Below are 25,893 nucleotides of genomic sequence, written 5' to 3' on the forward strand. Positions count from 1 at the left end.
CAGCGTGCTGACCACAGTGGTGTTCGACGCCGACGAAACTCTGCTCGATCTGCGCCCCGCGGTGACCGGCGGGCTGGAGGCCGTCCTCGACGAGATGCGACGGCGTACCCCTGCGGCGACCGAGGTGACGCTCGCCGAACTCGAATCGGACTGGGACGCGGTCTTCGGTGACCTGTCGGCCGCCCCGGTCATGGAGATCCGCCGCGCCGCACTGGCCCGGTCGCTGGCCCGCGCCGGCCTGAACGACGACCTGGACGACATCGCCGACCTCTTCTTCGCCCGCCGGTTCGCCCTCACCAGACCCTTTCCGGACGTGCCAGCGGCGCTGGCCACGCTGCGCTCCCGGTATGCCCTGGGCTTCGCCACCAACGGCAACAGCCGCGCCGAGCGCTGCGGGCTCACCGGAGAGTTCGCCTTCGAGGTGTACGCCCACCAGAACGGCCTGCCCAAGAAGCCGGCCCCGGACTTCTACGCGGCGGTGGTAGCCGCAGCCGGGGTGCCGGCCGGGCAGATCGTGTACGTCGGGGACTCGTGGGAGCACGACGTGGTGGCACCCCGGCGGGCGGGCCTGCGGTCGGTGTGGTTGAACCGGCACGGGCTGCCTCGTCCACACGGTCACCCGCCCGACGCCGAGGTGTCCAGCCTGGCCGACCTGCCAGCCGCGCTGGCCAGCCTGCCCGCCGGGCTGACCGACGTGCCGGCCGAGCCGGCCGGTCTGCGGGCCTGACCGACCGTCGAACGGTGCGGGCTTGCGGTGCGGGCTGGCCGTGCGGGTCGGCGGGCTTGATCCACTCGGGTTTCCTGAGGGTGGGGTGTCGACGTCCGGTGGACGGCGCGGTTTCCAGGAATCTGAGTTGATCGTGGTCCGGTGGAGGGTCACCGTCGCCACCCGCGGGAGGCCAGCGCGGCGCGCACCTCGCCGAGCACCGCCGGGAACTCGCCGTGCAGCCGTCGACTGGTCACGTGCAGGACCAGCCAACCCGCGCCGACCAGCAGGTTCAGTCGACGGCGGTCGCGGTGCAGCTGGTCTGCGTCAGAGCGCCACTGCCCGTCGTAGTCGACAGCAACCCGAAACTCGGGCCACGCCAGATCGGGATGCAGGACAACGCCATTGGCCAGGTACACCGGAAGTTGGACGACTGGGCGTGGCAGCCCACCGAGCACCAGCCGTACGCGTAGGTGCGACTCCGGTGGGGACTGGGCTGAGCCGTCGGCCAGGTCGAAGAGCCACCGCGCTCGTCGCCCACCGGGCCGGTCCGCGTTTCCGGCCGCCAGAGCGCCAAGCGTGTCGCGATCGGTCAGTCCCTGACCGAGCAGCGAGTCGACGATGGCGACGGCACGGACCGGGTCGAGCCAGACGGCGGTCTCCCAGGCGGACCGTCCCGGGTCGGAACGGGGAATCCTGCCGCCCGGCTCCCAGGGTGGCCCGGGCGTGTCGACTCGTCGATCGTCGTCGCATCTGGGCAGTGCCACGCTGCCCGTTTCGACCGACAATGCGGCTGGCCCGGGCATTTGCCGTGTGCGGCCGGGTGGCATTCCGACGGCGGTCTGACGCCCGACTCTCCGGAGAGAGTCCGCGTCTGGTGTTCGGCTCGGGCCTGGCGGGCGTCCGGCGACCGCTGCTCGCCCGGGGTGCGTCAGTCGACGTGCGTGGTCCGGTGTTCGATTGTCGTTCGTTGCACGACACGGGTTCGGCATGCTCCCGGCCCGCCCCGGTGACTCGATGGTTGACAGTGGGGTGCTGGCGTTGACGTGCACGCGGAGGCCGCGTTGGGGACCGATCCGCAGGGGTCGGGGCACGAGGACGTGGACGTCGTCGGTGAAGGCGGCGGCGTGTTCGACACCGTGCAGGTAGGCGGCCGACGGGCCAGCGATCATCACCCCGGACGGCAGCCGGAGGAGGGCCGCGCGACAGGCCAGGGCGTGGTCCCGGTCCAGCCGCGCGTCGGCGTACACGTCGTGGCGCAGCCGCACCCAGGCGGAGCTGCGTAGCTGATGCTCGGTGAGCAGGCCATCCCGGACAGCGTCGGAGCCGCGGAAGACCTGCCAGGTCAGGGCGTCGGGGCGATGCGGACGTGGTGGCATGCCGAGCAGCCTGCCGACCACCGGTCGGCCGCCGAAACCCCTGTGGACAACCTGACCCACGCCCGCCCTCGCGCCCTGTGGACAACCACGAGCCCGCCCGCCGATCGTGGTATGGCGCGCCCGCCTGGTCAGATCCCGGCCCGTTGGCGGACGTCTTCTGTCCAGGCCACTTCGTGCGGGGTGATCCGGGCCGTGGGACGTGGCGGTGCTGCCGGTGGCGATGTGTGCCGGGCGGCGCCTGTCGCGGGCAGGATCCGGGCCGTGGGTCGGCAGTGATCGACTCGCGTTTCTGGAAGGTGGGCCATCGCAGGCCTTGGGATACCGCGCCATCCTTGAACCCGAGTCGATCAATGGCAGTGCCGGGCCGGGCGCGAGGTGGTGGGGCGGCGGTCGGGATCAGGTCAGGGCGGTGGTGATGGCTGTGGCGGCGGCCAGCACCTGGGGTCCGATCGTGTCGACGTCCAGTGGAGCGAGCGCGACCACGCCGACGCTGGCCTCCAACCCGGGCACGCCGAGCACCGGTGCGGCCACCCCGTACGCCCCGGCCTGCAACTCCCCGCTGCTGCTCACCGGCGTCGCCTCTCCGGCTCGGCCGGCCAGGATGGCTCGGCCCGCCGCCCCTCGATCCAGCGGGTGCCGTGCCCCGGCGCGGTACGCGACGTGGAACGACGTCCAGGTTGGCTCGACCACGGCCAGGGCGACGCCCTCGCCACCCTCGACGACGGTCAGATGTGCGGTTGCGCCGGCCTGCTCGGCGAGGCGGCGTAGCGCGGGCAGGGCACCTTCGGCGAGCAGCGGCTGGGCGCGTCGGGCCAGGTGCAGCAGCCCGGCGCCGAGGCGCAGCCGACCGTCGCCGTCGCGGCGCAGCATGCCGTGCCCGGTCAGTGGGCCGACCAGCCGGTAGACGGCGGCCCGGCCGATGCCGAGCCGGTTGGCGGCCTCGGTGACGGTCAGGCCGCCTGCGGCGTCGGCAACCAGGTGCAGCAGCCGTAACCCTCGGTCGAGGGTCTGCGACATCTCTCCGGGACGTCCCGCCACGGCATCGGCACGCCCGGCCGCGCTGGCTTGTCCGACCGGGCCGGCTTGTCCGATCGGGCTGGCCTGCCCCGGCACCGCGTCGGTGGGGGCTGGAGTATCGCCGGAGCGTGCGGTCGCGTCCACGCCTGGCAGCGTACGACCCGGCACCGGCAGGTCCGGACAGGCACGGACAGCTACCCTTGTACGGTGACACTACGCCTGTATGACACCGCCACCCGATCGGTGCGGGACTTCGTCCCCCGGGAAGCCGGCAAGGTGGGGGTCTACCTGTGTGGTCTCACCCTCCAGTCTCCGCCGCACATCGGTCACCTTCGCTCCGGCGTCAACTATGACGTGCTGCGACGGTGGCTGCTGGCCGCCGGCTACGAGGTCACCTTCATCCGCAACCTGACCGACATCGACGACAAGCTCCTGGTCAAGGCGGGCGAGCAGGGGCGACCGTTCTGGTCGATCGCGTACGCGAACGAACTGCTCCTCGCCGAGTCGTACCGGGCGTTGAACGTACTGCCGCCCACCTATGAGCCGCGCGCCACCGGGCACATCCCGGAGATGCACGAGCTGATCACCAAGTTGATCGCCGACGGGCACGCGTACCCGGCCACCGACGGCTCCGGCGACGTCTACTTCGACGTGGCGTCGTGGCCGGCGTACGGGTCGCTGTCGGGCCAGTCTCCGGACGCGATGCAGTCGGCCGGGGACGCCCCCGACCGGGGCAAGCGGGACCCGCGCGACTTCGCGCTCTGGAAGGGCGCCAAACCGGACGAGCCGGCGGACGCCTACTGGCCGTCGCCGTGGGGGCTCGGCCGCCCGGGTTGGCACATCGAGTGCTCGGCGATGTGCTGGCGGTATCTCGGCCCGGAGTTCGACATCCACGGCGGCGGGCTGGACCTGACGTTCCCGCACCACGAGAACGAGATCGCCCAGTCCAAGGCCGCCGGTCTGCCGTTCGCCCGCCACTGGGTGCACCACGGTCTGCTGAGCATCGGCGGGGCCAAGATGGGCAAGTCGGCCGGCAACGCGCTCGACCTGGCGTACGTGGACTCGCTCGGGGTGCGGCCGGTCGAGCTGCGTTACTACTATGCCGCCGCGCACTACCGCTCGGTGATCGACTACTCGGAGGACTCGCTCCGCGACGCCGCGACCGCGTACCGCCGGATCGAGGGTTTCGTGCAGCGGGCGGCCGAGCGGGTCGGCGTCGGTCAGCCCGGCGAGCTGCCCGGCGGCTTCGTCGCGGCGATGGACGACGACCTCAACACGTCCGCCGCGCTGGCTGTGCTGCAACAGCACATTCGGGACGGCAATACCGCGCTGAGCGTCGGCGACGATGTGACCGTCCGCACCACCCTGGCCGCGGCACGGGCGATGCTGGATATCCTCGGGGTCGACCCTCTCAGCCCGGCCTGGACCGGCGGTGGCCGCACGGATGATCTACGTGCCGTGGTGGACTCCCTGATCGCGTTGGCCCTGGAGCAGCGCGCGCAGGCCCGGGGCCGCAAGGACTGGGCTGCCGCCGACGCGGTACGGGACCAGCTCAAGCTGGCCGGTGTGGTGGTCGAGGACACCCCCCAGGGCCCCCGTTGGACTATTGGAGAGCAGGACTGATGGCCGGCAACTCGCAGCGCCGTGGCCGGCGACTGACGTCGAAGGCAGGCGCCCCCAAGGGCACCGGCGGCAAGAACAAGGACTCGTTGGCCGGGAGGGGGCGCACCCTGCCCGCCGACGAGCGGCCGTGGCACAAGGGCTACTCGGGCACCGAGAAGCTGCCCCAGCGCACCGCCTGGAAGCAGGACAAGGAGCGTCGCGCGGCGGCTGAGGAGGGGCGCGCCCCCAAGATCGGTCAGCCGGGCAGCAAGGACACCACCTGGGGCCGGGGCGGCGGTCGGGGCGTACCGGGCGGCCGGGGTGCCGCCACCGGTAGAGGTGCAACCGGCGGCCGGGGTGCCACCGGTGGCCGAGGCGGCCCTCGGGTCGCGCCGGGGCGCAAGTCCAACCCGAGCAAGGACACGCCGGAGCTGCTGGTCGGGCGCAACCCGGTGCTGGAGGCGCTGCGCGCCCAGGTGCCGGCGACTGCGCTCTACACCGCGCAGGGCATCGACATGGACGACCGGATCAACGAGATCATCCGGACTGCCGCCGACCGGGGCATCGCCAACCTGGAGATCAGCCGGGCCGAGCTGGACCGGATGACCGGCGGGGTGCTGCACCAGGGCGTCGGGTTGCAGGTGCCGCCGTTCGCGTACCAGCCGTTCGAGGACATGGTCGCCGCCGCCCTGGAGCAGCAGGCCCCGCTGCTTGTGGCGCTGGACGGTGTCACCGACCCGCGCAACCTGGGCGCCGTGATCCGCTCGGCTGCCGCGTTCGGCGCGCAGGGTGTCTTCGTACCCGAGCGTCGTGCCGCTGGGATCACCGCGACCGCCTGGCGGACCAGCGCCGGCGCGGCCGCGCGGGTGCCCGTGGCGCAGGTGACCAACCTGACCCGGTCGCTGAAGGCGTGCCGCGACGCCGGCTTCATGGTGGTCGGCCTGGACGCCGACGGTGACACCGACCTGTACGACCTGGAGGCCGCCGTCGGCCCCCTGGTGGTCGTGGTCGGTTCCGAGGGGCGCGGGCTGTCCCGCCTGGTCGGGGAGACCTGCGACCTCACCGTCAGCATCCCGATGATCTCCGAGGTCGAGTCGCTGAACGCCAGCGTGGCCGCCGCGGTCACCCTCGCCGAGGTCGCCCGCCGCCGTTCGGTCGAGCTGTAACGACGTCGACGAGGCCCCTTCCGCCCGGTGCGGGAGGGGGCCTCGCCGTCAGATCTGCCGGGTCCAGGAGACGAAGAGCAGCGCCCCGGCGAGCGCCATCAGCAGGGTGGCCGGGAGTAACCAGCGCGGACCTCGCTCCCCGTCCAGGCGCCGGGTCAGCCGTTGGTGCACGGCGGCGATGCCGATCAGCGCAGCCAGGCCGGCCGCGGCGATCGGCAGGCCGATGAGGAAGTGCGCCAGCCACGCGCCGGCCCGGGTCGGACCACCCCAGGCGTCGTCGTAGGGCCCGGAGACCACCAGGCCGTAGAGCACGCCGCGCAGCACCAGTAGCAGTTGGACGCCGAGCGGCAGCAGGGCCACCGCGCCGAGGAGCAGGCTGAGCAGCGCGTGGCCCAGCACCGCGACCGGGCCGGGTCGTCGGCCGGGCACGGGCGTCGGGGGCGCGCCGAGCAGTCCGGTACGCAGGGACCGCCACCGCGCGACGGCGGCATCGGCCCCGCCCCACGGGGTCGTCACCAGCGCGAACAGGGCGACCGGCACCAGCGTCGCGCAGTAGACGAGGCTGCGGCCGGCCAGGCGGACCACCAGGTACGACCGGGGACTGTTGATCGGTTGAGCGGTGGCGGACACGGCGTCTCCTCGGGTTGGGCGTGCCACGAGGCTAGGAGCGCGGCCCGCCGTGCCGAGTCACCCCAGAGAGCCACATCCGCGCTGGCTCCGCGGGGTGAAGAGCCACCACCGGTACGACGACAGGGGCGGCCCGCCGAAGCGGACCGCCCCTGTCGGTTGCGCGTTACGTCAGATCCGGCCGCCGGTGGCGGCGTGGAAGACGTGGCTACGACCGGTACGCGGCTTGACGAACACGGTGTCACCCATGTTCGGCATGGTGCGCCGGTCGGTGCGGACGACGAAGCGCTCCGAGCTGCCACCCAGCGCGGCGTGCCCGTAGACGTTGGCGTCCGAGCCGAGGTCCTCGACCAGCTCGACCACGACCGGCATGCCACCCTCGGTCGGGCTGACCAGGTCGCAGTCCTCCGGACGGAAGCCCACGGTCACCTTGCCGTTGCCACCCTCGGCGCGGGCCGCCGCGACCTGCTCGCGGGTCAGCGGGATGTTCAGCTCGGCGAACTCGGCGCCCTGCTCGTTGAGCGCGACGGTCTTGATGTTCATGGCGGGGGAGCCCATGAAGCCGGCGACGAACACGTTCGCCGGGGTGTCGTAGAGCGCGCGGGGGGTGTCCACCTGCTGGAGGACACCGTCGAGCAGCACGGCTACGCGGTGACCCATGGTCATGGCCTCGACCTGGTCGTGCGTGACGTAGACCGTGGTGACGCCCAGCTTGGCCTGCAGGGACGCGATCTGGGTACGGGTCTGCACACGCAGCTTGGCGTCGAGGTTCGACAGCGGCTCGTCCATGAGGAAGACCTGCGGCTCGCGGACGATCGCGCGGCCCATCGCGACACGCTGACGCTGACCACCGGAGAGCGCCTTCGGCTTACGGCTGAGGTATTCCTCCAGCTGCAGCAGGGCTGCCGCTTCCTTGACCCGCCGGTCGATCTCCGACTTGGAGGTCTTGCGCAGCTTGAGGGCGAACGCCATGTTCTCGTACACCGTCATGTGCGGGTAGAGGGCGTAGTTCTGGAAGACCATCGCGATGTCGCGGGCCTTCGGGGGCAGGTGGGTGACGTCACGCTGGTCGATGTAGATCGACCCGGCGTCCACGTCCTCCAGGCCGGCGAGCATCCGCAGGCTCGTGGACTTGCCGCAACCGGAGGGGCCGACCAGGACGAGGAACTCGCCGTCGCCGATCTCGAGGTTGAGCTCGTTGACGGCGGGACGCTCTTGGCCCGGGTAGACCCGGGATGCCTTGGAATAGGTGACCGTAGCCATGGTGAAGCGCTTCCTTTCACCGGCAGGAACGTGCCGGACGATCCGAGTGAAGGAGCGACCGGCACGTATCCGTGCCGGTCAGCGGACGGCGGCTCGGCGCGCGGGGGCACCGGGCTGTCTCCCGTGTCAGTGAACCGTAAACGGGTTTCCCCCTGCTGCCAAGGCAGGGCGGCACCCAACCTGGCCCACGGCCTACGCATTCCGGTCACTCGGGCACGCTCAACCACCAATCGACACGCCCGTGGACCCTTGCGCGTCGGGTTGTTGACGTTTCCAATGCTCGGGAGGCCTCGCGAGCGGGATATCCGGACGTCACTCGCTATGCTGACCTCGACGCACGCGCCCCTGTAGCTCAGCTGGCCAGAGCACTCGCCTTGTAAGCGAGATGTCGCCGGTTCGATCCCGGCCGGGGGCTCCAATTTCACAAGGCGTTTCGGGGCGGTGCCGCCGCCGGGGCGTCAAGTTTCACTCCGGCGCTGCGGCGTGCGGCCCATGCGTGAGGGCTGGGGTTCGGTCCTGATGAGGTCATGAAGCTCATCCGCCGGTGATCGTTTGCCGTGGGATGAGGGCGTCAGCATCACCGGCAGTGCCGTAGCGACCTCCCCGGTTGGCGGTAATCTGCTCAGCCAGGGCGAGCGCCGCCGCGACCTGACCTTGCGCCCCAGCTACACCGTCTACCGTCGAGATCCGTGCGTGCAGCGCTTCGTCGCCGCGGACTATCCCGACAGAGCTGCCGTCGCCGGAGATTGTGCCCGCCAAGACGGTCCGTCCGATCAGGGCGATCTGTGCGGCCATGGTCACGATCGCGGCGTTCCGCTCGGCTGAGTTTCGCTCCACGTATGGTGCCCCGGTCACCAGGACCGCCCCATCCGAGGGGCCGTCGAGCTGTTTGGGTGCGGCGAGGTACCCGGCGTTCGCGAAGGCGGGCAGCACCGTCGGATGGTGGGCGCTGGCCGGTCCGAGCAGAGTCGTGGCCAGGAGGGCGCTAGCGGTTTCGACTCCGTTGCTGTTGCCCGGCAGAGTGATCGGCGGAGGGCTGCTACGGCGGGTCAGCCCAAGCAGGTCCAGACTGTTCTTCGGGTCGAAGAATGCTTCCTGGATGTGGATGGGCCCGGACACGGCGGCGCCGGCCAGCTCAAGCTTTTCGATCACGCCCTCGGCACGGTCGCGTCCGGACGGTGTCGTCAGTACCACGATTCGGCGGTTGGCCAGCGTCCCGCGCAGCACTGCGGGCGCCGTGTCGTTGATGTAGTCGTCCTTACGGCTCGCCTCCTCTTGGAGGTCGTCGGTCGTCTGACGAAGCTGATCGTTGGTCTTGTGCGCTGCATCGATCGAGCCCCGGAGCACGTCGGTGGCGTAACCGTTCGCTGCGGCGGTGCCGAATACCGCACCGACCGCCAAGGCGACAAACACCGCGGCAAGCGAGATGACGTGGTAGCGAAAATTGATCATCGGCGCACCTTAGTGACGAGGTCCGTGCGAGTCACTGGGACAACCCGCGCGGTGCGAGCCCGCCCGCTGCCGGCAAGAAAGCGGCGGTAACCTGGATGATCATACGGCGGCTGACGGCAGTCGATTGGCCCTGAACGGCATTCCAGTTCCATCAGGCATTTCCGATGGTCGCTGCCACGAGATGGTCACTGCCACGAGTCGACCGGACCACGGCAACGGCCCACGGGTTCCGTCACGGCATCAGGATGATCTTGCCGCGGGTGCGGCCGGACTCGGCGTCGTCGTGCACCGCGGCCAGATCGGCGAACGGGCGGGACGCGGCGATGTCCAGATGGACTGCGCCGGCGTCGACGAGCTTCACCAGCGCGCCCAGGTGATTCACGTCGTTTCGGGCGACCATGTGCACCGCGCGCAGTGGGACGTCGGGAGGTGGTTCGATCGGGGTGGTGACGGAGACGATGACACCGTCGGGCCGAACCAACGGCACCAGGGCCGCAGCCTCCACGGGGCTGATGGCGACCAGGTTGAGGACGATGTCGACCGGTTCCTCCACCGCATCGCCGACCGGCGTGGCCGTGTAGTCGATGATCTGGTCAGCGCCGGACCGGCGGACGGCGGCGGCACTGCGCGGGCTTGCCGTGGCGATGACCTGCGCTCCGGCGTGCCTGGCGAGTTGGACGACGAACCCGCCGACGCCGCCACCCGCGCCGTTGACCAGGACCCGCTGCCCGGACGTGACGCGGCCATGCTCGAACACCGCCTGCCACGCGGTGAGGCCGGCAACAGGCATGGCGGCGGCGTTGGCGAGCGGGATGGCGGCGGGTGCCGGGACAAGGGTGTCGGCTGGGGCGGCTACGTACTCAGCTGCGGCGCCGCCGCCGTCGAGCCGGCCGATGACTCGGTCGCCGACGGAGAGAGTGTGCACGCCACCACCGATCTCGACCACGGTGCCTGCGACGTCCCAGCCGAGCGTGTACGGCAGGTCGACCGGGAGTATCGACCGCAGAAGCCCGGACCGCAGCGCCGTTTCGGTGGGATTGAACGAGGATGCGGCGACCCGGAGGAGTACCTCACCCGGGCCGGGCACCGCGCGCGGGACGGTTTCGTAACGGATGACGGTCGGATCGCCGTACTCGTGGAATCGGGCTGCTTTCATACCTCGAACCTATGGAGCAAGCCGAGGACGGACCATCTGCCTCGATCCTTGATTCATGCTCGATCGTCTCGACGTCGATACTCTCGCCGAGTGGATGTGCTCAGCGACGTGATAGCGGTCATGCGTACCGGCCAGCCACGATCAGCGCGGGTGGAATGGCAGGCGCCGTGGGCGCAACGATTCGCCCCCGTGCCGGGATCCGCGGGCTTCCAGATGATCCTGCAGGGGCCGTGCTGGCTCATCCCGCCGGACACCGACCCGGTGTCACTGGCCACCGGGGATGTGGTGTTCCTACCGCACGGCAGGGGACACGCCCTTGCCGACAGTCCGTCGACCCCACTGGTCGCGCCCGCCTGCGACCCGAACGACGGACGGTTCCTTCAGCGCTACGCCACCGCCACCGTAGGCGAACCTGTCGGCACCGGCGGTCCTACCGCGGTGACGCTCTGCGGTGCCTACCAGCTCGATCGGGCCCGCACTCATCCGCTGCTGGACGACCTGCCCGGCCTCATCCACCTCCCCGCCCACCTCGGGCGTCAGCCCGAACTGCGCGCCACGGTGGCCCTGCTCGCCGCTGAGTTGCAAAGACCCCGCCTCGGCACGGATGCCATAGTGCCCGCCCTGCTGGACACGCTGTTGCTCTATATCCTGCGCGCCTGGTTCGACGAGCAGGCCACCAGCGGTGTCGCCACCGGCTGGGCTGCGGCGCTCAACGACCCGGCCATCACCGCCGCCCTGCGGTCCATGCACCGTGACCCTGCGTGGCCCTGGACGGTCGCGACGCTGGCCTCCGAGGCAGGGCTGTCCCGAGCGCCGTTCGCGCGTCGCTTCACCACCCTCATCGGCGAACCGCCGCTCAGCTATCTGACGTGGTGGCGGATGACCATCGCGGCCCGGCTCCTTCGGGAGTCCGATGCCCCACTGAGCGCCGTCGCGCACCAGGTCGGCTACCGGTCGGAGTTCGCCTTTGCCAGCGCGTTCAAGCGTCGATACGGGGTCGCCCCCGGCAGATACCGCTGCGCCGGTCCGCCGAGGGCGACGACTGCCCGTGTCGGTTGGTCGGCCCGATAGCCTGGAGCCTGGCAGTGAGCGAAAGCGGGACGGGGGCCGATGAGTCGCGCGGTGGAGGAGTCGAACCGGGCGATGCTGCGTGCTCGGGACGCGATGGACCGGGCGTACGCCGAGCCGCTGGACATCCCCGCGCTGGCGCGGATCGCGTACGTCTCCGAGTCGCACTTCATCCGCACCTTCCGGGCCACGTTCGGTGAGACACCGCACCGTTACCTGCAACGCCGCCGGGTGGAGCGGGCGATGATGTTGCTGGTGGAGACCGATCGGGACGTGACGGACATCTGCTATGCCGTCGGCTTCAGCAGCCTGGGCACGTTCAGCCGGACGTTCCGCCAGATCGTCGGCGAGTCACCCTCGGATTTCCGGCGGCACCGCGTCGCGCCGAGCAACGTGCCGTCGTGCTTCGCCAAGGCTTGGACCCGACCAAGTAGTTTTGGATAAGCAGCAGGTCACGGGCGCCCTCTAACGTCATGGGCATGACGATGAACGCGATCAGCCGCTCCCAGATCTACGTCCTCGACCAGGACGAGGCGCTCGACTTCTACGTGAACAAGCTCGGCATGGAGGTCAACACCGACCAGGATCTCGGCTTCATGCGGTGGCTGACGGTCAACCTGCCCGGCGACCCGGAGCGGGAGATCCTGCTGGAGAAGCCGGGCGCACCGGCGCTGGACCCGGCCACCGCCGAGCAGGTCCGCGAGCTGCTCACCAAGGGCGCCCTGGGTGGGTACCTCTTCATGACGACCGACGACGCCCACAAGACGCACGAGGAACTCGTGGCGAAGGGCGTCGAGATCACCGACGAGCCGACCGAGCGCCCGTACGGGATCGACTTCGGCATCCGGGACCCGTTCGGCAACCGGATCCGCATCGGCCAGATGTTCCCGCGGGCGTAGGGGAGCGGACGGCGTCGGCCGGGCCGACTGAGCTGACGGCCGCAGGACCGGGAGGTGCGGGGTGGAGCCCGTGCCTCCCGGTGTGTTGGGGTGGGCGGCATGCTGACTCGCCTGCTGTACCTCGCCCGACACGCCGAGCAGGACCTGACCGCCGTGCGGGAGTCGGACGACGGCGAGCCGGACACGGGCCTGACGGAGCGCGGCCGGCAGCAGGCCGCGCTGCTCGGCGAGCGCCTGCGGGGCCGCCGGTTCGCCGCCGTCCACCACGGACCGTTGCGCCGGGCCGCGCAGACCGCCGAGCTGGTCGCCGGGTCGCTGCCCGAGAGCCCGGTGTACGCGTCGGAGTTGGCCGGCGACCACCTCCCACACGACACGGACCCGGCCGGCCTGCCACCCGCGTACGCCAAGTTCCTGGCGCAGTTTTCGGCGGCCGAACGGGTCGACGGGCCGCGGGTGACGGCGGCGGCCGTGCGGCGGTTCGCCGGCCCGGTTCCCGGGGAGGCCCCCGACGGCGAGCCGGTCCGCGAGCTGGTCGTGACGCACAGCTTCCTGATCGCCTGGCTGGTGCGGCACGCGCTCGACGCGCCGGAGCGGCGTTGGCTGGGTTTGAATCTGCACAACGCGGGCCTGACCGTGATCCGGTACGGCCCGGCCGGCCCGCCGAATCTGATCGCCGTCAACGACGTGGCCCACCTTCCGCCGGAGTTGCGGGGTACCGGCCTGCCCCCGGACTACCTGGTCTGAGTGCCGGTTGCCCGCAGCAGCAGCTTGACCAGGGCCTGGGTGGCCGGCGGTGGGCTGGCGTCGGCCGGGCAGTCGACGTAGCCGGTCTCGATGCCGCCCACGGTGAGCCGGTAGCTGAACGCGTCCGAGCAGGTGGTCGAGCGGGTCGGCTGCCGTGCCTCGGCGGCCAGCCGGGGGTCGGCGGCCAGTCCCGTCAGGCGGCCGAGGTCGGCGGGGGTGAGCTGGCCGGTACGTCGACTGCCGGCCCGGTCCACCGCGGTCCACCGACCGTCCGGCTCGACGGTCACGGCGTCACCGCGGCCGGCGAAGCCGCCGGAGGTGCGCAACATGACCTGGGTTGGCGTGCCGCTGGTCGCGGGGCCGCCGGTGGGCGGCGGGGTGGCGGTGTCGGCCGGGCCGGGAGCGGCGCTGGCCGAGGGTTGGGTCGGGGTGGTGGGAGCTCGGTCGACGCCTGTGCAACCGGTCAGGACGGCGGTCAGGAGCGCGATCGTGACGGCGGTCGTCGATGCGGGTCTCATGTCCGTCGGACGAACGATTCCAACCGCTGGTTCCCCCCCGAGATTGCTTGGGCAGCGCGCCTGCGCCGGGCTTGGCCGATCGTCTTCGCTATGGTCGCCGCACCGGCGTGCGACGCCGGCGGTCAGATTGGCGGCGTCGCTCAGATTGGCGGCGCCGCTCCACGGTGGCGCGGAAGGAGCGGACGTGTCGGACGCGGAGTTGACCGTCGAGGTGACCGGTCCGGTCGCGACGGTGGTGATCCACAACCCGGCCCGGCGCAACGCGATGACCGCCGCCATGTGGCGTCGGCTCCCGGAGCTGCTCGACCGGCTGGAACCCGACCCCGATGTGCGGGCGCTGGTGCTCACCGGCGCGGGCGACGCCTTCTGCGCCGGGGCGGACCTGGGTGATCTGACCGAGCTGCTGGACGCCGGCGACGCCAGCATCGCGGTGGCCGCCGAGGAACGGCTGGCCGGCTTCGCGAAGCCGACCGTCGCGGCCATCCGGGGTGCCTGCGTCGGCGGTGGTGCGCAGCTCGCGGTCGCCTGCGACCTGCGGATCGCGGCGCAGGACGCCCGTTTCGGCGTACCCCCGGCCCGGCTCGGTCTGGTCTATCCGGCACCGACGACCCGCCGGCTGGCCCGGCTTGTCGGCCCGTCCGCCGCCAAGCATCTGCTGTTCACCGCCGAGCTGATCGACGCCGAGCGGGCACTGCGGGTCGGCCTGGTCGACGAGGTGCTGCCACCGGACCGGCTCGCCGCGCGGGTGGACGAGTTGACCGCGACGATCGCCCAACGGTCGGCGCTGAGCATCGCCGCGGCGAAGGAGATCATCGACGACCGGGCCGGGGCGGCCCGGATCGCCTGGTGGCATCGAAAGGTGCTGACCACCGGCGAGGCCCGCGAGGGGGTCGCGGCGATGGCCGAGCGGCGTGCGCCGCGCTTCGCCTGGCGGCCGCCGAGCGACGACTGAGTGCGCGGGCTGCCGGCGGGGAGGGGGTGGCCCGCTGCCGGCCGGTACGGCAGGCTGTCCGTCGTGCAGCGTGATCAGTTGCTTGCGGGCCGCTATCGGCTCCTGGAGCGTCTCGGCAGTGGCGGCATGTCGGCGGTGCACCGGGCGTACGACGAGGTGCTCGAACGAGATGTCGCGGTGAAGGTGCTCGTCGCCTCGGACACCTTCGCTCGGCAGCGGATCCGGGCCGAGGCCAAGGCGGCTGCCCGACTGTCGCATCCGCACGTCACCGGCGTGTACGACTACGGCGAGTCGCCGGTGGACGGTTCGCCGGTCCCGTTCGTGGTGATGGAACTGCTCGACGGTCTCACTCTCGAACAACGGCTGGCGGCCGGGCCGATGCCGCCGCGCGACGGTCTACGGGTCTGCGCCGAGGTGGCTGCTGCTCTCACGGCCGCGCACGCTCAGGGGTTGGTGCACCGCGACATCAAGCCGAGCAACGTGATGCTCACGCCGACCGGCGCCAAGGTGCTCGACTTCGGCATCGCGGCCGTCGCCGGCGAGTCGGAGATCGACTTCGAGGGGCGGCTGCTGGGCACTCCGGCCTATCTCGCCCCGGAGCGACTGGAGGCCGGCGAGGTGCTGCCGGCCTGCGACGTGTACGCCCTGGGCCTCCTGCTGCACCGGGTGCTCACCGGCCGGCTGCCGTGGGCGGCCGAGACGCAGACCGGGATGCTCCGCGCGCACACGCACGTCGAGCCGGACCCGCTGCCGGAGATCGACGGTGTGCCGCCCGAGGTCCACCGGCTCTACCGCTGGTGTCTGGCCCGCGACCCCGCCGATCGGCCGCCGGCCGCGGAGGCGGCCCGCATCCTGCTCGCCGCCATCAGCGGAGCGACGTCCGAGGGGACGGGCGTCACCGCGACACCGGAGGCCGGCCCAGCCGAGCCGACCGACACCGCGACCGCCGACTCGGCCGCTCCGACGAGACGCCTGTCGTGGCGTCGGCGTCGTCATCGGGCCATCCTGGCGGTCGGCGGCGCGGTGCTCACCGCGATCACCATGGCCGGGTCGCTCGGCGACTTCGGCAATCGTCGACCGGAGGAGGGTCCTCCCCCGACCGGCCGGGGCCCGGGCACCACCGCCGTGGGGATGCCACACGCTGCGGAGCCGGCCGACGAGATCACGACCGGGCCGTCCGCCGTCCCGCCGGCCCAGGACACCGCGCCTGCTGCCCGGACCGGCCCCCCGACCGGTCCGGACCCGACGGCGACCCCCGCCCCGACAGCGGCCCCGACCGCCACCGCGCCCGGTCCCACGCCGACCACGCCCGGCCCGGCCGCGTCGACGCCCACCCTTTCCGCGGACATGCCAGTGCAGGCGCAAGGAGGGACGATCACCGTCCGCTGCGTGGGGAAGTCCGCCGAGGTGCTCGCGGTGGCACTCGCGCCCGGATTTCGGGCGGAGGCCTACGACCCGGGCCCGGCGAAGCAGATCCGGGTCGAGTTGACCTCCACCGAGCACCGCAGCGAGATCCGGGTGAACTGCCCCAACGGCCGCCCGAACCCGCAGGTGAAGGAACGCGCCGCCTGACCCGGGGGCCGGCGGGTGCCGCGCCCCGGGACGCGGCCCCCCGTTCCCGCCGGCCGGTCCGTCACCGCCCGGCGAGTGCTCCCCAGCCCGGGTTCACCGGCTCCCGGCGCAGCGGCATGCCCGCCTCGGCCGGCGTCCGGTCACCCTTGCGCTGGTTGCAGCCGTAGCAGGCGGCGGTGGTGTTCCGCCAGGTGTTCCGGCCGCCGCGCGAGCGGGGCAGGATGTGGTCGATGGTGGAGGCCGGCCCACCGCAGTACGCGCAGCAGCGGTCGTCGCGGCGCATGACCCCGGCGCGGGACCAGGCCGGCCCGCCGCTGAACCTCCACCTGGTGACGACGTAGCGGACCAGCCGCACCACCCGGGGCATCGGGAAGACGCCGATCACCTGGTCCGGCTCGGCCTCGTGGATCTCGGCGACCCGGCGGCAGAGCATCCGCACGGCATGTTGAACGGTGACCCGGTGCAGCGGGCCGAGGTCGGCGTTGATGACGAGGACGGCGTCCACCGGGGCTTCCTTTCACGATGGTGACGGACAGCGAAGAGCCGCCCGGTCCGGTTGGTGGACGGGGCGGCTCGGCGCGTACGGGTACGCGTCAGTCGGGCCGGCCCGCCCGGGGACCTTCCGCTCGGCAGCCGTCGCCGGGCAGCGTCGACGGCACGGTGCTGACGTGCGACATCGTCATGATCTGCTCCCGCGGCGGTGGTTGACCTTGCCTGATCACGGTAGGTCGGGGTGGGTGAGGGGGGCAACGTATTTCGATCGACCGCCCGGCTCCTCCGGGCGGCGTGGACGGCGGGTCCGGGGTGCGACGACCGCCGTGCGCCGGGCGGCGGTCAGCGGCCGGTCCAGCCGCAGTGCCATGCGCGCGGTGAGTTCGCTGTCCAGCAGGGGCCGGTTGACCTCGCCGGCGACCGCCAGCGCCGGCCCGGAGACCGACCGCCAGATCGCGGCCAGGCCGGCGCCGAGACCCACCAGGGCGACGGTGGCCCGAGTGGTCGGTGAGCCGGCGGCCGCGGCGGCGCTCACGCCGACCACCGCGAAGAGCACCAGCAGCAGGGGTACGAGCACGGGCCAGAAGATGCCCCGCGCCGCCTGCGCCACCAGCCGCCGATCCCGAATGATCAGGTTCCGGGCGATCACCGCGTAGTCCTCCTCGTCGAGCAGGTCGCGGGGGTGCAGGCCGCCGGTGAGCACGTCCCGCCAGAGGTCACCCTGGCCCCGCAGCGCGCGGCTCAGCTCGGCGGGCGCCGGTTCGGCCGGGTCCCCGTGGCCGGCCCGGTCCACCGCGGTCGCCCAGGCGGCCAGCGACCGGCGCACCACCGCGGCCGAGTACGGCGGCAGCACGCTGGCCAACTCGTCCAGCCAGCGGCTGATCTGGATCTGCCGACCCCCGAACTGCTTCAGCAACTGGGTGGCGTCGCCGGCTCGGACGGTGTCGGCCACTGATCGGCCCAGCCGGTAGGCCAGCCCGACCCGGTGGTTGGTGGCCATCGCCCAGCGCAGCACCTCGACGTTGAGGTCGTCGAGGGCGAGCAGCAGCGGCACCGGGTCGGCCGGGTCGGGCCGACCCGGGTCGGGCAGCAGGGTCCGGGCGGCGGACGTGTCGGGCACCGGCCCGGTGTGCCGGGTGAGTTCGGCGATCTGGGCCAGCGCGACGTCCACCCCGTCGAGGTACATGCGCATCCGCCGGTGGGCGGACATCTCGGTGAGGTTGGAGAGCTTGGCCGGCGGTACGGGTGGTCGGGCCTCGACGGGGGCGCCGAACTCGGTGTGCTGCCCGTGGTGGTAGGCGTCCGCCATCCACCAGCCCAGGCGCAGTGCGGTGACGATGCAGGCGCGTTCGTCGTGGATCAGTGGGTACGCGTCGTCGCGGCCGATCTCGCCGATTGGTGGGCGGTTCTCCGCGCCGGCGCGGTGCAGTGGTGACATCCCCCGCTGCCCTCCCGCCCGGTCGATCGACGGTTGATCAACCAAGCGTACGGCAGCGTACCGATGCTTATGTTGTGTTTTGTCGGTTTGGGCTGGCGCGACGGGCCAGCAGCCCCCGGGGCCGGATCGACCGCACCGGCTCCGCCGCGCCGCCCTCCGCGCGCAGGATGTGGTTCGCGGCGATGATCCCGGTCGCCGCGGAGCGTTCCATCAACGCGCTCGGGAAGTCCGTGGCGATGCCGTCGCCGGCCAGATAGAGGCCGGACGCGTCGGTGCGTACCCCCGGTCGCCAGGCGTGGCTGCCCGGCGTGAACGCCGGCGCCTGCGCCTCCACCCGGGCCCGCAGCTCGCGGACCCGCAGGTCGCCGGCCTCCGGCCAGAGCGCGATCAGCTCGCGGCGCATCCGCTCGGCCAACTCCTCGGCCGGCACCCCCGGCTCGCAGGCGTACGCGTGCAGCTCGATGATCGACCCACCGGTCTGCCGCGCCCAACGCCGCGACTCGTTCTCCAGCCGGTGGTAGAGCGTCACCGAGTCCAGCGTGGGCTGGCGGGACACCCCGCTGAACACCGCCCGCTCGGCGGCCACGTCCCCGTCGCACCAGTACCGGGCCACCGCGTACGGCGGGCCGGGCTGGCCGAAGGCGGGCATCCGGGCGGTCAGCTCCGGTGCCTGCTCGACCAGGTCGGGGGAGGCCGCGACAAGCGCGGCGAGCGCCGGCGGGTCGACGGCCAGCACGACGTGACCCGCCGGATGACTGCCGCCGTCGGTGGTCGTCACCCGCCAGCCCTCGGCGTCCCGGTGCACCCCGGTCGCGGCGCAACCGGTGCGGACCCGACCGCCGTGCTTCTCGACGTGCCGGGTCAGCGGCTCCCAGATCGCCGTGGCGTAGTCCTCGTCCGGGCAGTCGAACGCCAACCCCTCCGGGTTGCCGAGCAGATAGAAGTGGAACTGGGCGACCATCTCGGCGGCCGACATCTCCGCCTCGTGGTTGAAGAACGAGTGCGAGAAGACCTCGAACAGCATCGCCCGCGCCCGGTCCGGCAGCCGCAGCGACGCCAACAGGTCGTCGGCCGTGGTGTCGTCCAACTCGGCGTAGGTGCGCACCGGGTCGTAGCTGAGCAGCGGCAGCGCGGCGTCCCGGTTGATCAGGCGCAGGTCGCCCAGGCGCAGACTGGGGCTGCGCAACAGCAGCGCGAGCAGGCTCGCCGGCGGTGCGGGCGGCAGCCTGCCGAACTCCTCGGTCGGCCACTGCGTACTGAGGACCGGGTAACCCGGAATGGGCTTGAGGAAGCCCAGGTCGGGATCGATCCGGCGGAGGATGGACCGCCAGTTGTAGTACTGCCGGAAGAACGCGTGGAAACCGTGCTCGTTCTGCTGGCTGCCCTCGGCGAGCGCCTCCGGCCAGGCGCCCAGTCGACCGCCGAGCGTCGGTGCCGCCTCCAGCACCGTGACCGCCACGCCCCGCTCGGCAAGCACCACCGCCGCCGACATGCCGGCGATGCCGCCGCCCACCACCACCGCCGCGCTCGGTCGCGGCACGTGGTCCGCGCCACCGCCGCCCGGGTCGACCAGATGTTGGCGTACGCCGATGAGCCGACCCGCCACCTGCGACAGCGCCATGGGCACCTACCTCTCTCCGGCAGTCTCCTCTACGCGAGGCACCGGCGCGCGCGGTCCGAGGCAGGCCAGACGTACTCCAGATCCGTCGGAACGTCGTCACCGAAGAGGGGTCGGTAGTGCTCCGGGTCCTTGCGGACCAGCGACGAGCGGTGGCTCAGGTGCAGGTCGTCGCGACCCAGCCAGGGCGGCAACTCACCAGCCTCGGCCAGCTCGTCCTGGGTCCGTACGACGCCGGCCCCGCAGGCGGCCGCGAGGTCCACGGTCATCGTGGTGGCGCAGGTGTCCGCCCGCCCCGGCTCGGTCCACACCGCGCACATGTCCAGCCCGTAGCGGACGAGCGCCTCCTCGTACCCGGCCCACATCTTCACCGCCGGGTGGTTGCGCCAGCCGTACCCGGGTCGGGTGAGCCCCCGCAGCACCTGGATGGCCTCCACCCGCTGTTTGCCCAGCCGCTTCTGGTCCAGCGTGCGGGCGCTGGCCAGGAAGTCCGGGTACGGGAGGAACGTCTGCATGCGGCTGCACTACCCGTCGCGGGAGCCGGCATGCCTGGCCGCGGGATGATCCGGACGGGGTCGCCCACGGTGGCCGTGCTGATTACGATCCGGGCATGGCGGAGCCGTGGCGGGACCGGGCGCGACGGGCGGTCGAGTGGAACTGGCGGCTGCGGTCGGTAGGTGATCCCCGCCCGCACTACGTGATCTGCGGTAAGGACGCGCTCGCCTACTACGTGGCCCGGGCGATGCTCGAATCCGAGCTGCCGGCGGGCGGAGCCCGGGTGACGGTCGTGGTGCCGGAGCGTTACCGCAGCAACGGCCCGGACGTGGCGGGGTTGCGCGGACTCCGGGTGGTCCGCTCGGATCGGCTGGACGTGGCCACCTTCGAGGCCGCCGGCCTGGCCGGGGCGACCGGATTGGCCCTGCTGCACCAGGACGACGTCGGCAACCTGCACGCGGCGCTCTGCGCGCAGGCCGTCGACCAGCAGGTCCGCCAGGTGCTGCGGATGTTCAACGGCACTCTCGCCGACGGCGTACGCAAGCTGATCAGGGCGCCGGTCGAGGTGCTCTCCGACGCCGAGATGGCCGCGCCGGCCTTCGTGGCCGCCGCGCTCGGCGAGGTCGACCCCAGTTCCTTCCAACATCGGGACAAGACGCTCCGGGTGGCGCGGCGCGCCGACGTCCGCCCGCAGGACGTGGTCTGCGCCCTGGCCCACCTCACCGAGGCGCAGGGGGTGGAACTGCTGCCGGCCGAACAGGTTGGCGCGGACCTGGTGCTCGCCGAGGCGACCGGTCAGCCGCCGGGCACCGAGGTCGCCGCCCGTCGGCTCGTCCGGGCCCGCCAGCGACGCCGTCCGGTCTCGGTGCTGCTGGGAGCGGTACGCGGCTTCGCCACCCGCAAGATCGGCGTCGCGGTGATGCTGGTGCTCGCGGTGATCGCGGTCCTGGGGGCGCTGATCTCCCGCACCGAGGAAGCCTCCCCACTGGAAGCCCTGTACCTGACCCTGGTCACCACGCTCAGCGGCGCCGACCCGGACACCACCAAGTCGGCCGGCGCGCAGATCATGCAGGTGGTGCTCAACCTGGCCGGGTTGGCACTGATCCCGCTGATCACCGCCGCCGTGGTGGACGGCATCGTCAACGCTCGACTGGCCCTGCACACCGGCCGGTTGCAGCCCGCGCGGGCCGGGCACGTCGTACTGGTCGGCCTGGGCAACGTCGGCACCCGCGTCATGGCGCAGCTCCGCGAGTACGACGTCGAGGTGGTGGCGATCGACAAGGATCCGGAGCCGCGCGGTGGTGCCCTGGCCCGTCAGCTGGGGGTGCCGCTGATCGTCGGTGACGCCGCGCTGCCGGAGACGCTGGCCGCCGCGTCGGTTGTCGACTGTCAGGCGCTGGTGGTGGCGTCCACCGACGACGTGGCCAACCTGGAGGCGGCGCTCGCCGCCCGCGACCTCCGCGCCGACCTGCGCGTGGTGCTTCGGCTCTTCGACGGTGACTTCGCCGAACGGGTGGAGGAGACCTTCGCCCTCGGGGTGTCCCGTTCGGTCTCGTACCTGGCCGCGCCGGCCTTCATCGGGGCGCTCACCGAGCGCGCGGTCATCACCACGATCCCGGTCGACCGGCACGCGTTGCCGGTCGCCGAGGTGCCGGTCGCGGCCGGCTCCGAGTTGGACGGCCGGCCGCTGGGTGTGGTCAACCGGGACGGGCAGGTCCGGCTGATCGCCCGCACCCCGGCGGGTGGCACCAAGACGATCTGGTGGAAGGACCTCGACCCCCGCCAGGTGATCTTCGCGGGCGACCGGCTGACAGTGGTCGCCCGTCGGCGCGGCCTGGACTGGCTGACGCACCAGTCCGCCCCGCCGGCCCGGCCAGGCCCGGCCTCCCGGCCGGCCGGATCGGTCCACGGCGGAGTGCCCACCCCGGTGGCGGCGTCTCCCCCGGTGCCGGGCCAGACGGACTCGGGGGCCGGCGGGGCCAATCCCGTTCCTCCCGGCGGCGGTGCTCCCTCGACATCCACCGGCGGCCCAGAAGACGAATTCGAACTGACCCGCCGGCAGGACGGGACCGCCGAGGTGAGCTGAGGCTTCCTCGTCAACTGCATACCTCTCCGACGATCAAGGCCGCGCGGTACCGCGTGGTACAGTTCGTGCATGGAGAGGATCACGCTGCGGGAATTCCGCGACGGCGCGGGGCGGGTGCTGGATGGTGTCGAGCGCACCGGTGAGCCGGTCATCATCACGAAGTACGAGCGGCCCGTCGCCGTACTCATCGGCATTGACGAGTGGGAGGAGATCGAGGCGTTCCGGGATCGCCGGGACTCAGCGGTGATCGCCCGATCTCGTGCCGAAGGCGAGTTCGTGCCGCTGTCGGCGGCGCTGGAGTCGCTCGGTGTCGATCCACGTGAGGTGGAGGCGCTTCTGGCCGAGCGGGCCAACGGCGAGGCGGCGTGAAGGTTCAGATCGACCGAGACGTGCTGGTCTGGCTGCACAAGCAGCCGCGCAACGTGTTCCTGACCGTTCTGGGTGCAATCCTCGGTTTGGTCTCCGATCCCGCGCCGCAAAATTCGACCGAGATGCGCGACGGATCTGGGCGCCGTTTGCGGGTCGGTGACTACCGGGTCCTGTACCGCCTCGACAGTGACGAGCTGACCGTCCACGACGTCGGTCATCGTAAGGATGTCTACTCATGACCCGTCTGGCTGTGCGCCCTATCTGCGCGCGACGAAGTTGACGAGCGGCTGACCGAGTTCACCGGCCGGCACTGAGTGACAATCAGTGCCATGCGTTTCCGCGTCCTGGGGCCGACCCAGGTGTTGCTGGCCGACGGGCGTGAGATTCCCGTCGGCGGTCCGCGGCTGCGCGCGCTACTGGCGCTGCTGCTGCTCGACGCGGGCCGGGTGGTGTCCGCCGAGCGGCTGATCGACGGTCTGTACGGCGAGCACCCGCCGCGGGGTGCCGCCAACGCGCTCCAGTCCCTGGTGTCGCGCCTGCGTCAGGCGCTGCCCGCCGAGCACACCCCCGTCGAGTTCCACCCGGCCGGTTACCGCCTCGCCGTGGATCCCGCGGACGTCGACGCGTACCGGTTCGAGCGGCTCGCCGAGGCCGGGCGTCGCGCGCTCGCCGGCGGTGACCAGCCGCGCGCGGCGGCCGTGTTGCGCGAGGCGCTGGAGCTGTGGCGCGGTCCCGCCCTGGCCGACGTCATCGACGTGGCTGGCGTACCCGCGCAGGCGGCCCGGCTGGACGAGCTGCGGCTGGCCGCCACCGAAGACCGGATCGAGGCGGAGTTGGCGCTGGGCGGGCACGCCGAGCTGGTCCCGGAGCTGCGGCAGCTCGTCGTGGCGCAACCGCTGCGGGAGCGGCCGCGAGGCCAACTCATGCGCGCCCTGTCCGCGCAGGGCAGGCCGGCAGAGGCGCTGGCCGAGTTCGAGGACGCCAGACGCAGCCTGGCCGAGCAGCTCGGGGTCGACCCGTCGGCGGCGCTGGCCGCGATCCACCTGGCCGTGCTGCGCGGCGACGACAGCTCTGCCGTGCTGCGCGGCGACGACAGCTCTGCCGTGCTGGGCGGCGACGAGAGTTCCGCCGTGCGTCCGACGACCGAGCAGGCGCTGCCGAGCCAGCTCACCACGTTCGTCGGGCGCGAGGAGGAGCTCAAGCGCGTGGGGGAGCTGCTCGGCGAGCGCAGGCTGGTCACCCTCACCGGCCCCGGGGGAGCGGGCAAGACCCGGCTGGCCATCGAGGCGGCGGGCCGCGCGGACGGTGAGGTCTGCTTCGTCGAACTGGCCGGGCTGGCCGACGGGTCGGACGTACCGCAGGCGGTGTTGAGCGGGCTCGGTCTGCGGGACGCGGGCCTGCGGGCACCGGCCGAGCCGGGCCGACAGTCCACCGACCGACTGGTCGAGGCGCTTGCCGAGCGGCGGTTGCTGCTCGTCCTCGACAACTGCGAGCACGTCATCGCCGCCGCGGCCCGGCTCGCCGCACGTCTGCTGGGCGCGTGCCCGGCGCTGCGGGTGCTCGCCACGAGTCGCGAACCGCTCGGGCTGGCCGGCGAGGCGTTGTGCCAGTTGTCCGGGCTGACCCTGCCGTCACCGGACGCGTCGACGGAGGATGCCGACGACTACGCGGCGGTCAGCCTCTTCGTGCAACGGGCAGCTGACGTCGCACCCGACTTCACCGTCACACCGGCCAACGTCGACGTGGTGCTGCGGATCTGTCGTACCCTCGACGGCCTGCCGTTGGCGATCGAGCTGGCCGCCGCGCGGCTGCGGGCGTTGCCCGTCGCCGAGGTGGCCGCCCGACTCGACGACCGGTTCCGGTTGTTGTCCATGGGCAGCCGGGCCGCGTCGCCCCGACACCGCACCCTCCGGGCCGTGGTCGAGTGGAGCTGGGACCTGCTCGACGACGCCGAACGCACACTGGCCCGCCGCCTGACCGTCTTCGCCGGCGGCGCGACGCTGGAGGCCGCCGAGCGGGTCACGGGCCTTCCCAGCGCCGAGTTCGTCGACGCGCTCAGCGGTCTGGCCGACAAGTCCTTCGTGGAGTTGAGCGGCGGCCGGTACCGGATGCTGGAAACGGTGCGCGCCTTCTGCGCCGAACGTCTCGCCGAGGCCGGCGAGGCCGACCAGCTACGTCGTGCCCACACCGCGTACTTCCTGGAGTTCGCCTGGACCGCCAGCGACCACCTCCGGCAGGTCGAACAGTTGCACTGGTTGCGGCGGCTCGACGCCGAGCGGGACAACCTGCACGCCGCGCTGCGCCGTGCCACCGCGGCCGGTGACGCACCCGACGCGGCCGGGCTGGTCGCGGCCCTGTCGTTCTACTGGTGGCTGCGTGGCATGCGCGGGGAAGCGGCCCGGTTGGCCGCCGACGTCCTCGACCTGCTGGGGGACGAAGCGCCGTCCGGGCTGCACGAGGAGTTCGCGCTCTGCGTCTACAACGCCTCGCTCGCCGGAGTCGGCCACCTGCCGTCGCTCGGCACGCAGCGGTCCGTGATCCGCAGCCTCGACCGGCCACCTCGACAACCGTTCCTGCTGTACCTGTCGGGGATCTCGACCGGGCCGCCGTCCGGCGGCGCCGACCACGTCGAGGAGCTGATGCGGGAGCTGCGGCGGCTGGTCGGCCCGGACGCCTGGATCAACGCGCTCGGCGCGATGGGTAGCGGCTCGGCACTGATGTGGAGTGGCGACTGGGACCGGGCCGGGAGCGCGTTGGCCACCGCGCTCGACGGCTTCCGGAGCACCGGCGACCGGTGGGGCTGCATGATCACGCTCGGTGCGCTCGGCGAACTGGCTGCCTGGCAGGGTGACCCGGAGACGGCGAGCGCCCACATGGACGAGGCCATGGGACTGGTCGAGGAGCTCGGGTCGGCCGTCGACCAGGCCGACATGCTGCGGACCAGGGGCGAGATCCGGCTGCGGGCCGATGACCTCACCGGGGCACGGGACGACTTCGCCGGTGCGCTGCTCCTGGCGCAGCGCAGCGGCGCGCCCGAGTTCGTGGCCAGTGCCCGCCTCGGCCTCGCCCAGGTGGCCCGGCTGCGCGGCGATCTGGTCGAGGCGAGACGGTTCTGCGAGGAGGCCCTGGTGGGTGGGCTCACCGGGTGGTACGTCGGCGAGGCCACCCGTGCGGAGATCATCTTGGCTCTCGACGAGATCACCAAGGCGGAGCGGGCCGAAGCCGCGAGCCGGCCCGGTGCGCCGCCGTCAGCGGACGGTGCGTGACCCGTCAG

24 protein-coding genes and 1 tRNA gene are annotated in these 25,893 nt (G+C 72.3%); 14 read left to right on the plus strand and 11 right to left on the minus strand.

Annotated features, from left to right (window positions below; all coding sequences use genetic code 11):
- The first annotated feature begins 4 nt into the window (after positions 1 to 4).
- Entirely contained in the window at positions 5 to 727 is a 723-nt protein-coding gene (locus AB0O48_RS06820; protein WP_357252699.1) for an HAD family hydrolase, read from the plus strand.
- Between the two features lie 149 nt (positions 728 to 876).
- Here the strand turns inward: AB0O48_RS06820 and AB0O48_RS06825 are convergent, their stop codons facing one another.
- Positions 877 to 2,085, minus strand: coding sequence for a hypothetical protein (locus tag AB0O48_RS06825; protein WP_357252697.1), 1,209 nt, complete (start codon positions 2,083 to 2,085; stop codon positions 877 to 879).
- Positions 2,086 to 2,481: 396 nt separating this feature from the next.
- On the minus strand, positions 2,482 to 3,102 hold the full coding sequence (locus AB0O48_RS06830) for a helix-turn-helix domain-containing protein (RefSeq protein ID WP_365064356.1): 621 nt from the start codon (positions 3,100 to 3,102) through the stop codon (positions 2,482 to 2,484).
- Between the two features lie 207 nt (positions 3,103 to 3,309).
- Here AB0O48_RS06830 and cysS point away from each other — a divergent pair, with 207 nt between their 5' ends.
- Positions 3,310 to 4,725 (plus strand): cysteine--tRNA ligase, encoded by a 1,416-nt coding sequence (gene cysS, locus AB0O48_RS06835; RefSeq protein WP_357252694.1) that lies wholly within the window; start codon positions 3,310 to 3,312, stop codon positions 4,723 to 4,725.
- Positions 4,725 to 5,870, plus strand: coding sequence for a 23S rRNA (guanosine(2251)-2'-O)-methyltransferase RlmB (rlmB, locus tag AB0O48_RS06840; RefSeq protein WP_357252691.1), 1,146 nt, complete (start codon positions 4,725 to 4,727; stop codon positions 5,868 to 5,870). The genes cysS and rlmB overlap by 1 nt, the downstream gene beginning before the upstream one ends.
- 48 nt (positions 5,871 to 5,918) lie before the next feature.
- On the opposite strand, the gene AB0O48_RS06845 is transcribed toward rlmB, so the two are convergent.
- Positions 5,919 to 6,500, minus strand: a complete 582-nt coding sequence (locus AB0O48_RS06845; protein WP_357252688.1) for a hypothetical protein — start codon at positions 6,498 to 6,500, stop codon at positions 5,919 to 5,921.
- A 168-nt stretch (positions 6,501 to 6,668) separates the two neighbouring features.
- Positions 6,669 to 7,760, minus strand: coding sequence for a sn-glycerol-3-phosphate ABC transporter ATP-binding protein UgpC (gene ugpC / locus AB0O48_RS06850; RefSeq protein WP_357252685.1), 1,092 nt, complete (start codon positions 7,758 to 7,760; stop codon positions 6,669 to 6,671).
- Positions 7,761 to 8,101: 341 nt separating this feature from the next.
- Here ugpC and AB0O48_RS06855 point away from each other — a divergent pair.
- Positions 8,102 to 8,178: transfer RNA gene (locus tag AB0O48_RS06855), tRNA-Thr, on the plus strand.
- Positions 8,179 to 8,294: 116 nt separating this feature from the next.
- Here AB0O48_RS06855 and AB0O48_RS06860 read toward each other — a convergent pair.
- Together AB0O48_RS06860 and AB0O48_RS06865 are read right to left on the minus strand one after the other, a co-directional pair.
- The gene (locus tag AB0O48_RS06860; protein WP_357252682.1) at positions 8,295 to 9,212 is read right to left on the minus strand and encodes a copper transporter; all 918 of its coding nucleotides are present in this window, start codon (positions 9,210 to 9,212) and stop codon (positions 8,295 to 8,297) included.
- A gap of 232 nt (positions 9,213 to 9,444) precedes the next feature.
- Positions 9,445 to 10,368 carry an NADP-dependent oxidoreductase gene (locus tag AB0O48_RS06865; protein ID WP_365063692.1) on the minus strand — a complete coding sequence of 308 codons (924 nt, stop codon included), beginning with the start codon at positions 10,366 to 10,368 and terminating at the stop codon, positions 9,445 to 9,447.
- Positions 10,369 to 10,464: 96 nt separating this feature from the next.
- Here AB0O48_RS06865 and AB0O48_RS06870 point away from each other — a divergent pair, with 96 nt between their 5' ends.
- The 4 genes from AB0O48_RS06870 (at position 10,465) to AB0O48_RS06885 (ending at position 13,079) form a co-directional block, all read left to right on the plus strand.
- Positions 10,465 to 11,439 (plus strand): AraC family transcriptional regulator, encoded by a 975-nt coding sequence (locus tag AB0O48_RS06870; RefSeq protein WP_365064359.1) that lies wholly within the window; start codon positions 10,465 to 10,467, stop codon positions 11,437 to 11,439.
- Between the two features lie 39 nt (positions 11,440 to 11,478).
- Positions 11,479 to 11,880, plus strand: a complete 402-nt coding sequence (locus AB0O48_RS06875; RefSeq protein WP_357252675.1) for an AraC family transcriptional regulator — start codon at positions 11,479 to 11,481, stop codon at positions 11,878 to 11,880.
- Between the two features lie 35 nt (positions 11,881 to 11,915).
- The gene (locus tag AB0O48_RS06880) at positions 11,916 to 12,335 is read left to right on the plus strand and encodes a VOC family protein (RefSeq protein ID WP_357252672.1); all 420 of its coding nucleotides are present in this window, start codon (positions 11,916 to 11,918) and stop codon (positions 12,333 to 12,335) included.
- Between the two features lie 99 nt (positions 12,336 to 12,434).
- On the plus strand, positions 12,435 to 13,079 hold the full coding sequence (locus AB0O48_RS06885; RefSeq protein ID WP_357252669.1) for a histidine phosphatase family protein: 645 nt from the start codon (positions 12,435 to 12,437) through the stop codon (positions 13,077 to 13,079).
- Here AB0O48_RS06885 and AB0O48_RS06890 read toward each other — a convergent pair.
- Positions 13,067 to 13,597 carry a hypothetical protein gene (locus AB0O48_RS06890; protein ID WP_357252666.1) on the minus strand — a complete coding sequence of 177 codons (531 nt, stop codon included), beginning with the start codon at positions 13,595 to 13,597 and terminating at the stop codon, positions 13,067 to 13,069. The two genes, AB0O48_RS06885 and AB0O48_RS06890, sit on opposite strands and share 13 nt — an antisense overlap.
- Before the next feature lie 184 nt (positions 13,598 to 13,781).
- Here AB0O48_RS06890 and AB0O48_RS06895 point away from each other — a divergent pair, with 184 nt between their 5' ends.
- Entirely contained in the window at positions 13,782 to 14,549 is a 768-nt protein-coding gene (locus tag AB0O48_RS06895) for an enoyl-CoA hydratase/isomerase family protein (protein ID WP_357252663.1), read from the plus strand.
- 63 nt (positions 14,550 to 14,612) lie between these two features.
- The gene (locus AB0O48_RS06900) at positions 14,613 to 16,121 is read left to right on the plus strand and encodes a serine/threonine-protein kinase (RefSeq protein ID WP_357252660.1); all 1,509 of its coding nucleotides are present in this window, start codon (positions 14,613 to 14,615) and stop codon (positions 16,119 to 16,121) included.
- A gap of 61 nt (positions 16,122 to 16,182) precedes the next feature.
- On the opposite strand, the gene AB0O48_RS06905 is transcribed toward AB0O48_RS06900, so the two are convergent.
- The 4 genes from AB0O48_RS06905 to AB0O48_RS06920 all read right to left on the minus strand — a co-directional run bounded on the left by AB0O48_RS06905 (position 16,183) and on the right by AB0O48_RS06920 (position 20,184).
- A complete protein-coding gene (locus AB0O48_RS06905; RefSeq protein WP_357252658.1) occupies positions 16,183 to 16,626 on the minus strand; it encodes an HNH endonuclease in 444 nt (147 codons plus the stop codon).
- A 213-nt stretch (positions 16,627 to 16,839) separates the two neighbouring features.
- The gene (locus AB0O48_RS06910; RefSeq protein ID WP_357252655.1) at positions 16,840 to 18,051 is read right to left on the minus strand and encodes a hypothetical protein; all 1,212 of its coding nucleotides are present in this window, start codon (positions 18,049 to 18,051) and stop codon (positions 16,840 to 16,842) included.
- Between the two features lie 67 nt (positions 18,052 to 18,118).
- On the minus strand, positions 18,119 to 19,672 hold the full coding sequence (locus tag AB0O48_RS06915; protein ID WP_357570810.1) for an FAD-dependent oxidoreductase: 1,554 nt from the start codon (positions 19,670 to 19,672) through the stop codon (positions 18,119 to 18,121).
- 29 nt (positions 19,673 to 19,701) lie between these two features.
- The gene (locus AB0O48_RS06920) at positions 19,702 to 20,184 is read right to left on the minus strand and encodes an MSMEG_6728 family protein (protein ID WP_357252649.1); all 483 of its coding nucleotides are present in this window, start codon (positions 20,182 to 20,184) and stop codon (positions 19,702 to 19,704) included.
- A 95-nt stretch (positions 20,185 to 20,279) separates the two neighbouring features.
- Between AB0O48_RS06920 and AB0O48_RS06925 the strand changes: the two genes are divergently transcribed.
- The 4 genes from AB0O48_RS06925 to AB0O48_RS06940 all read left to right on the plus strand — a co-directional run bounded on the left by AB0O48_RS06925 (position 20,280) and on the right by AB0O48_RS06940 (position 25,885).
- Positions 20,280 to 22,250, plus strand: a complete 1,971-nt coding sequence (locus AB0O48_RS06925; protein WP_357252646.1) for an NAD-binding protein — start codon at positions 20,280 to 20,282, stop codon at positions 22,248 to 22,250.
- Positions 22,251 to 22,319: 69 nt separating this feature from the next.
- Entirely contained in the window at positions 22,320 to 22,619 is a 300-nt protein-coding gene (locus AB0O48_RS06930; protein WP_357252642.1) for a type II toxin-antitoxin system Phd/YefM family antitoxin, read from the plus strand.
- A complete protein-coding gene (locus tag AB0O48_RS06935; RefSeq protein ID WP_357570811.1) occupies positions 22,616 to 22,858 on the plus strand; it encodes a type II toxin-antitoxin system RelE/ParE family toxin in 243 nt (80 codons plus the stop codon). The genes AB0O48_RS06930 and AB0O48_RS06935 overlap by 4 nt, the downstream gene beginning before the upstream one ends.
- A gap of 90 nt (positions 22,859 to 22,948) precedes the next feature.
- Complete coding sequence (locus tag AB0O48_RS06940) at positions 22,949 to 25,885, plus strand: BTAD domain-containing putative transcriptional regulator (RefSeq protein WP_357252639.1); 2,937 nt, start codon at positions 22,949 to 22,951, stop codon at positions 25,883 to 25,885.
- Positions 25,886 to 25,893: the final 8 nt, after the last annotated feature.

Origin of the sequence: Micromonospora sp. NPDC085948 (assembly GCF_040686315.1) — a bacterium.
Lineage (GTDB): Bacteria > Actinomycetota > Actinomycetes > Mycobacteriales > Micromonosporaceae > Micromonospora.

Bases quoted from the DNA above. Each gene is read 5' to 3' on its own strand.
- AB0O48_RS06825 (WP_357252697.1), bottom strand. From the start codon at position 2,085: ATGCCACCACGTCCGCATCGCCCCGACGCCCTGACCTGGCAGGTCTTC.
- AB0O48_RS06830 (WP_365064356.1), bottom strand. From the start codon at position 3,102: ATGTCGCAGACCCTCGACCGAGGGTTACGGCTGCTGCACCTGGTTGCC.
- rlmB (WP_357252691.1), top strand. From the start codon at position 4,725: ATGGCCGGCAACTCGCAGCGCCGTGGCCGGCGACTGACGTCGAAGGCA.
- ugpC (WP_357252685.1), bottom strand. From the start codon at position 7,760: ATGGCTACGGTCACCTATTCCAAGGCATCCCGGGTCTACCCGGGCCAA.
- AB0O48_RS06860 (WP_357252682.1), bottom strand. From the start codon at position 9,212: ATGATCAATTTTCGCTACCACGTCATCTCGCTTGCCGCGGTGTTTGTC.
- AB0O48_RS06865 (WP_365063692.1), bottom strand. From the start codon at position 10,368: ATGAAAGCAGCCCGATTCCACGAGTACGGCGATCCGACCGTCATCCGT.
- AB0O48_RS06875 (WP_357252675.1), top strand. From the start codon at position 11,479: ATGAGTCGCGCGGTGGAGGAGTCGAACCGGGCGATGCTGCGTGCTCGG.
- AB0O48_RS06880 (WP_357252672.1), top strand. From the start codon at position 11,916: ATGACGATGAACGCGATCAGCCGCTCCCAGATCTACGTCCTCGACCAG.
- AB0O48_RS06885 (WP_357252669.1), top strand. From the start codon at position 12,435: ATGCTGACTCGCCTGCTGTACCTCGCCCGACACGCCGAGCAGGACCTG.
- AB0O48_RS06890 (WP_357252666.1), bottom strand. From the start codon at position 13,597: ATGAGACCCGCATCGACGACCGCCGTCACGATCGCGCTCCTGACCGCC.
- AB0O48_RS06910 (WP_357252655.1), bottom strand. From the start codon at position 18,051: ATGTCACCACTGCACCGCGCCGGCGCGGAGAACCGCCCACCAATCGGC.
- AB0O48_RS06915 (WP_357570810.1), bottom strand. From the start codon at position 19,672: ATGGCGCTGTCGCAGGTGGCGGGTCGGCTCATCGGCGTACGCCAACAT.
- AB0O48_RS06920 (WP_357252649.1), bottom strand. From the start codon at position 20,184: ATGCAGACGTTCCTCCCGTACCCGGACTTCCTGGCCAGCGCCCGCACG.
- AB0O48_RS06925 (WP_357252646.1), top strand. From the start codon at position 20,280: ATGGCGGAGCCGTGGCGGGACCGGGCGCGACGGGCGGTCGAGTGGAAC.
- AB0O48_RS06930 (WP_357252642.1), top strand. From the start codon at position 22,320: ATGGAGAGGATCACGCTGCGGGAATTCCGCGACGGCGCGGGGCGGGTG.
- AB0O48_RS06940 (WP_357252639.1), top strand. From the start codon at position 22,949: ATGCGTTTCCGCGTCCTGGGGCCGACCCAGGTGTTGCTGGCCGACGGG.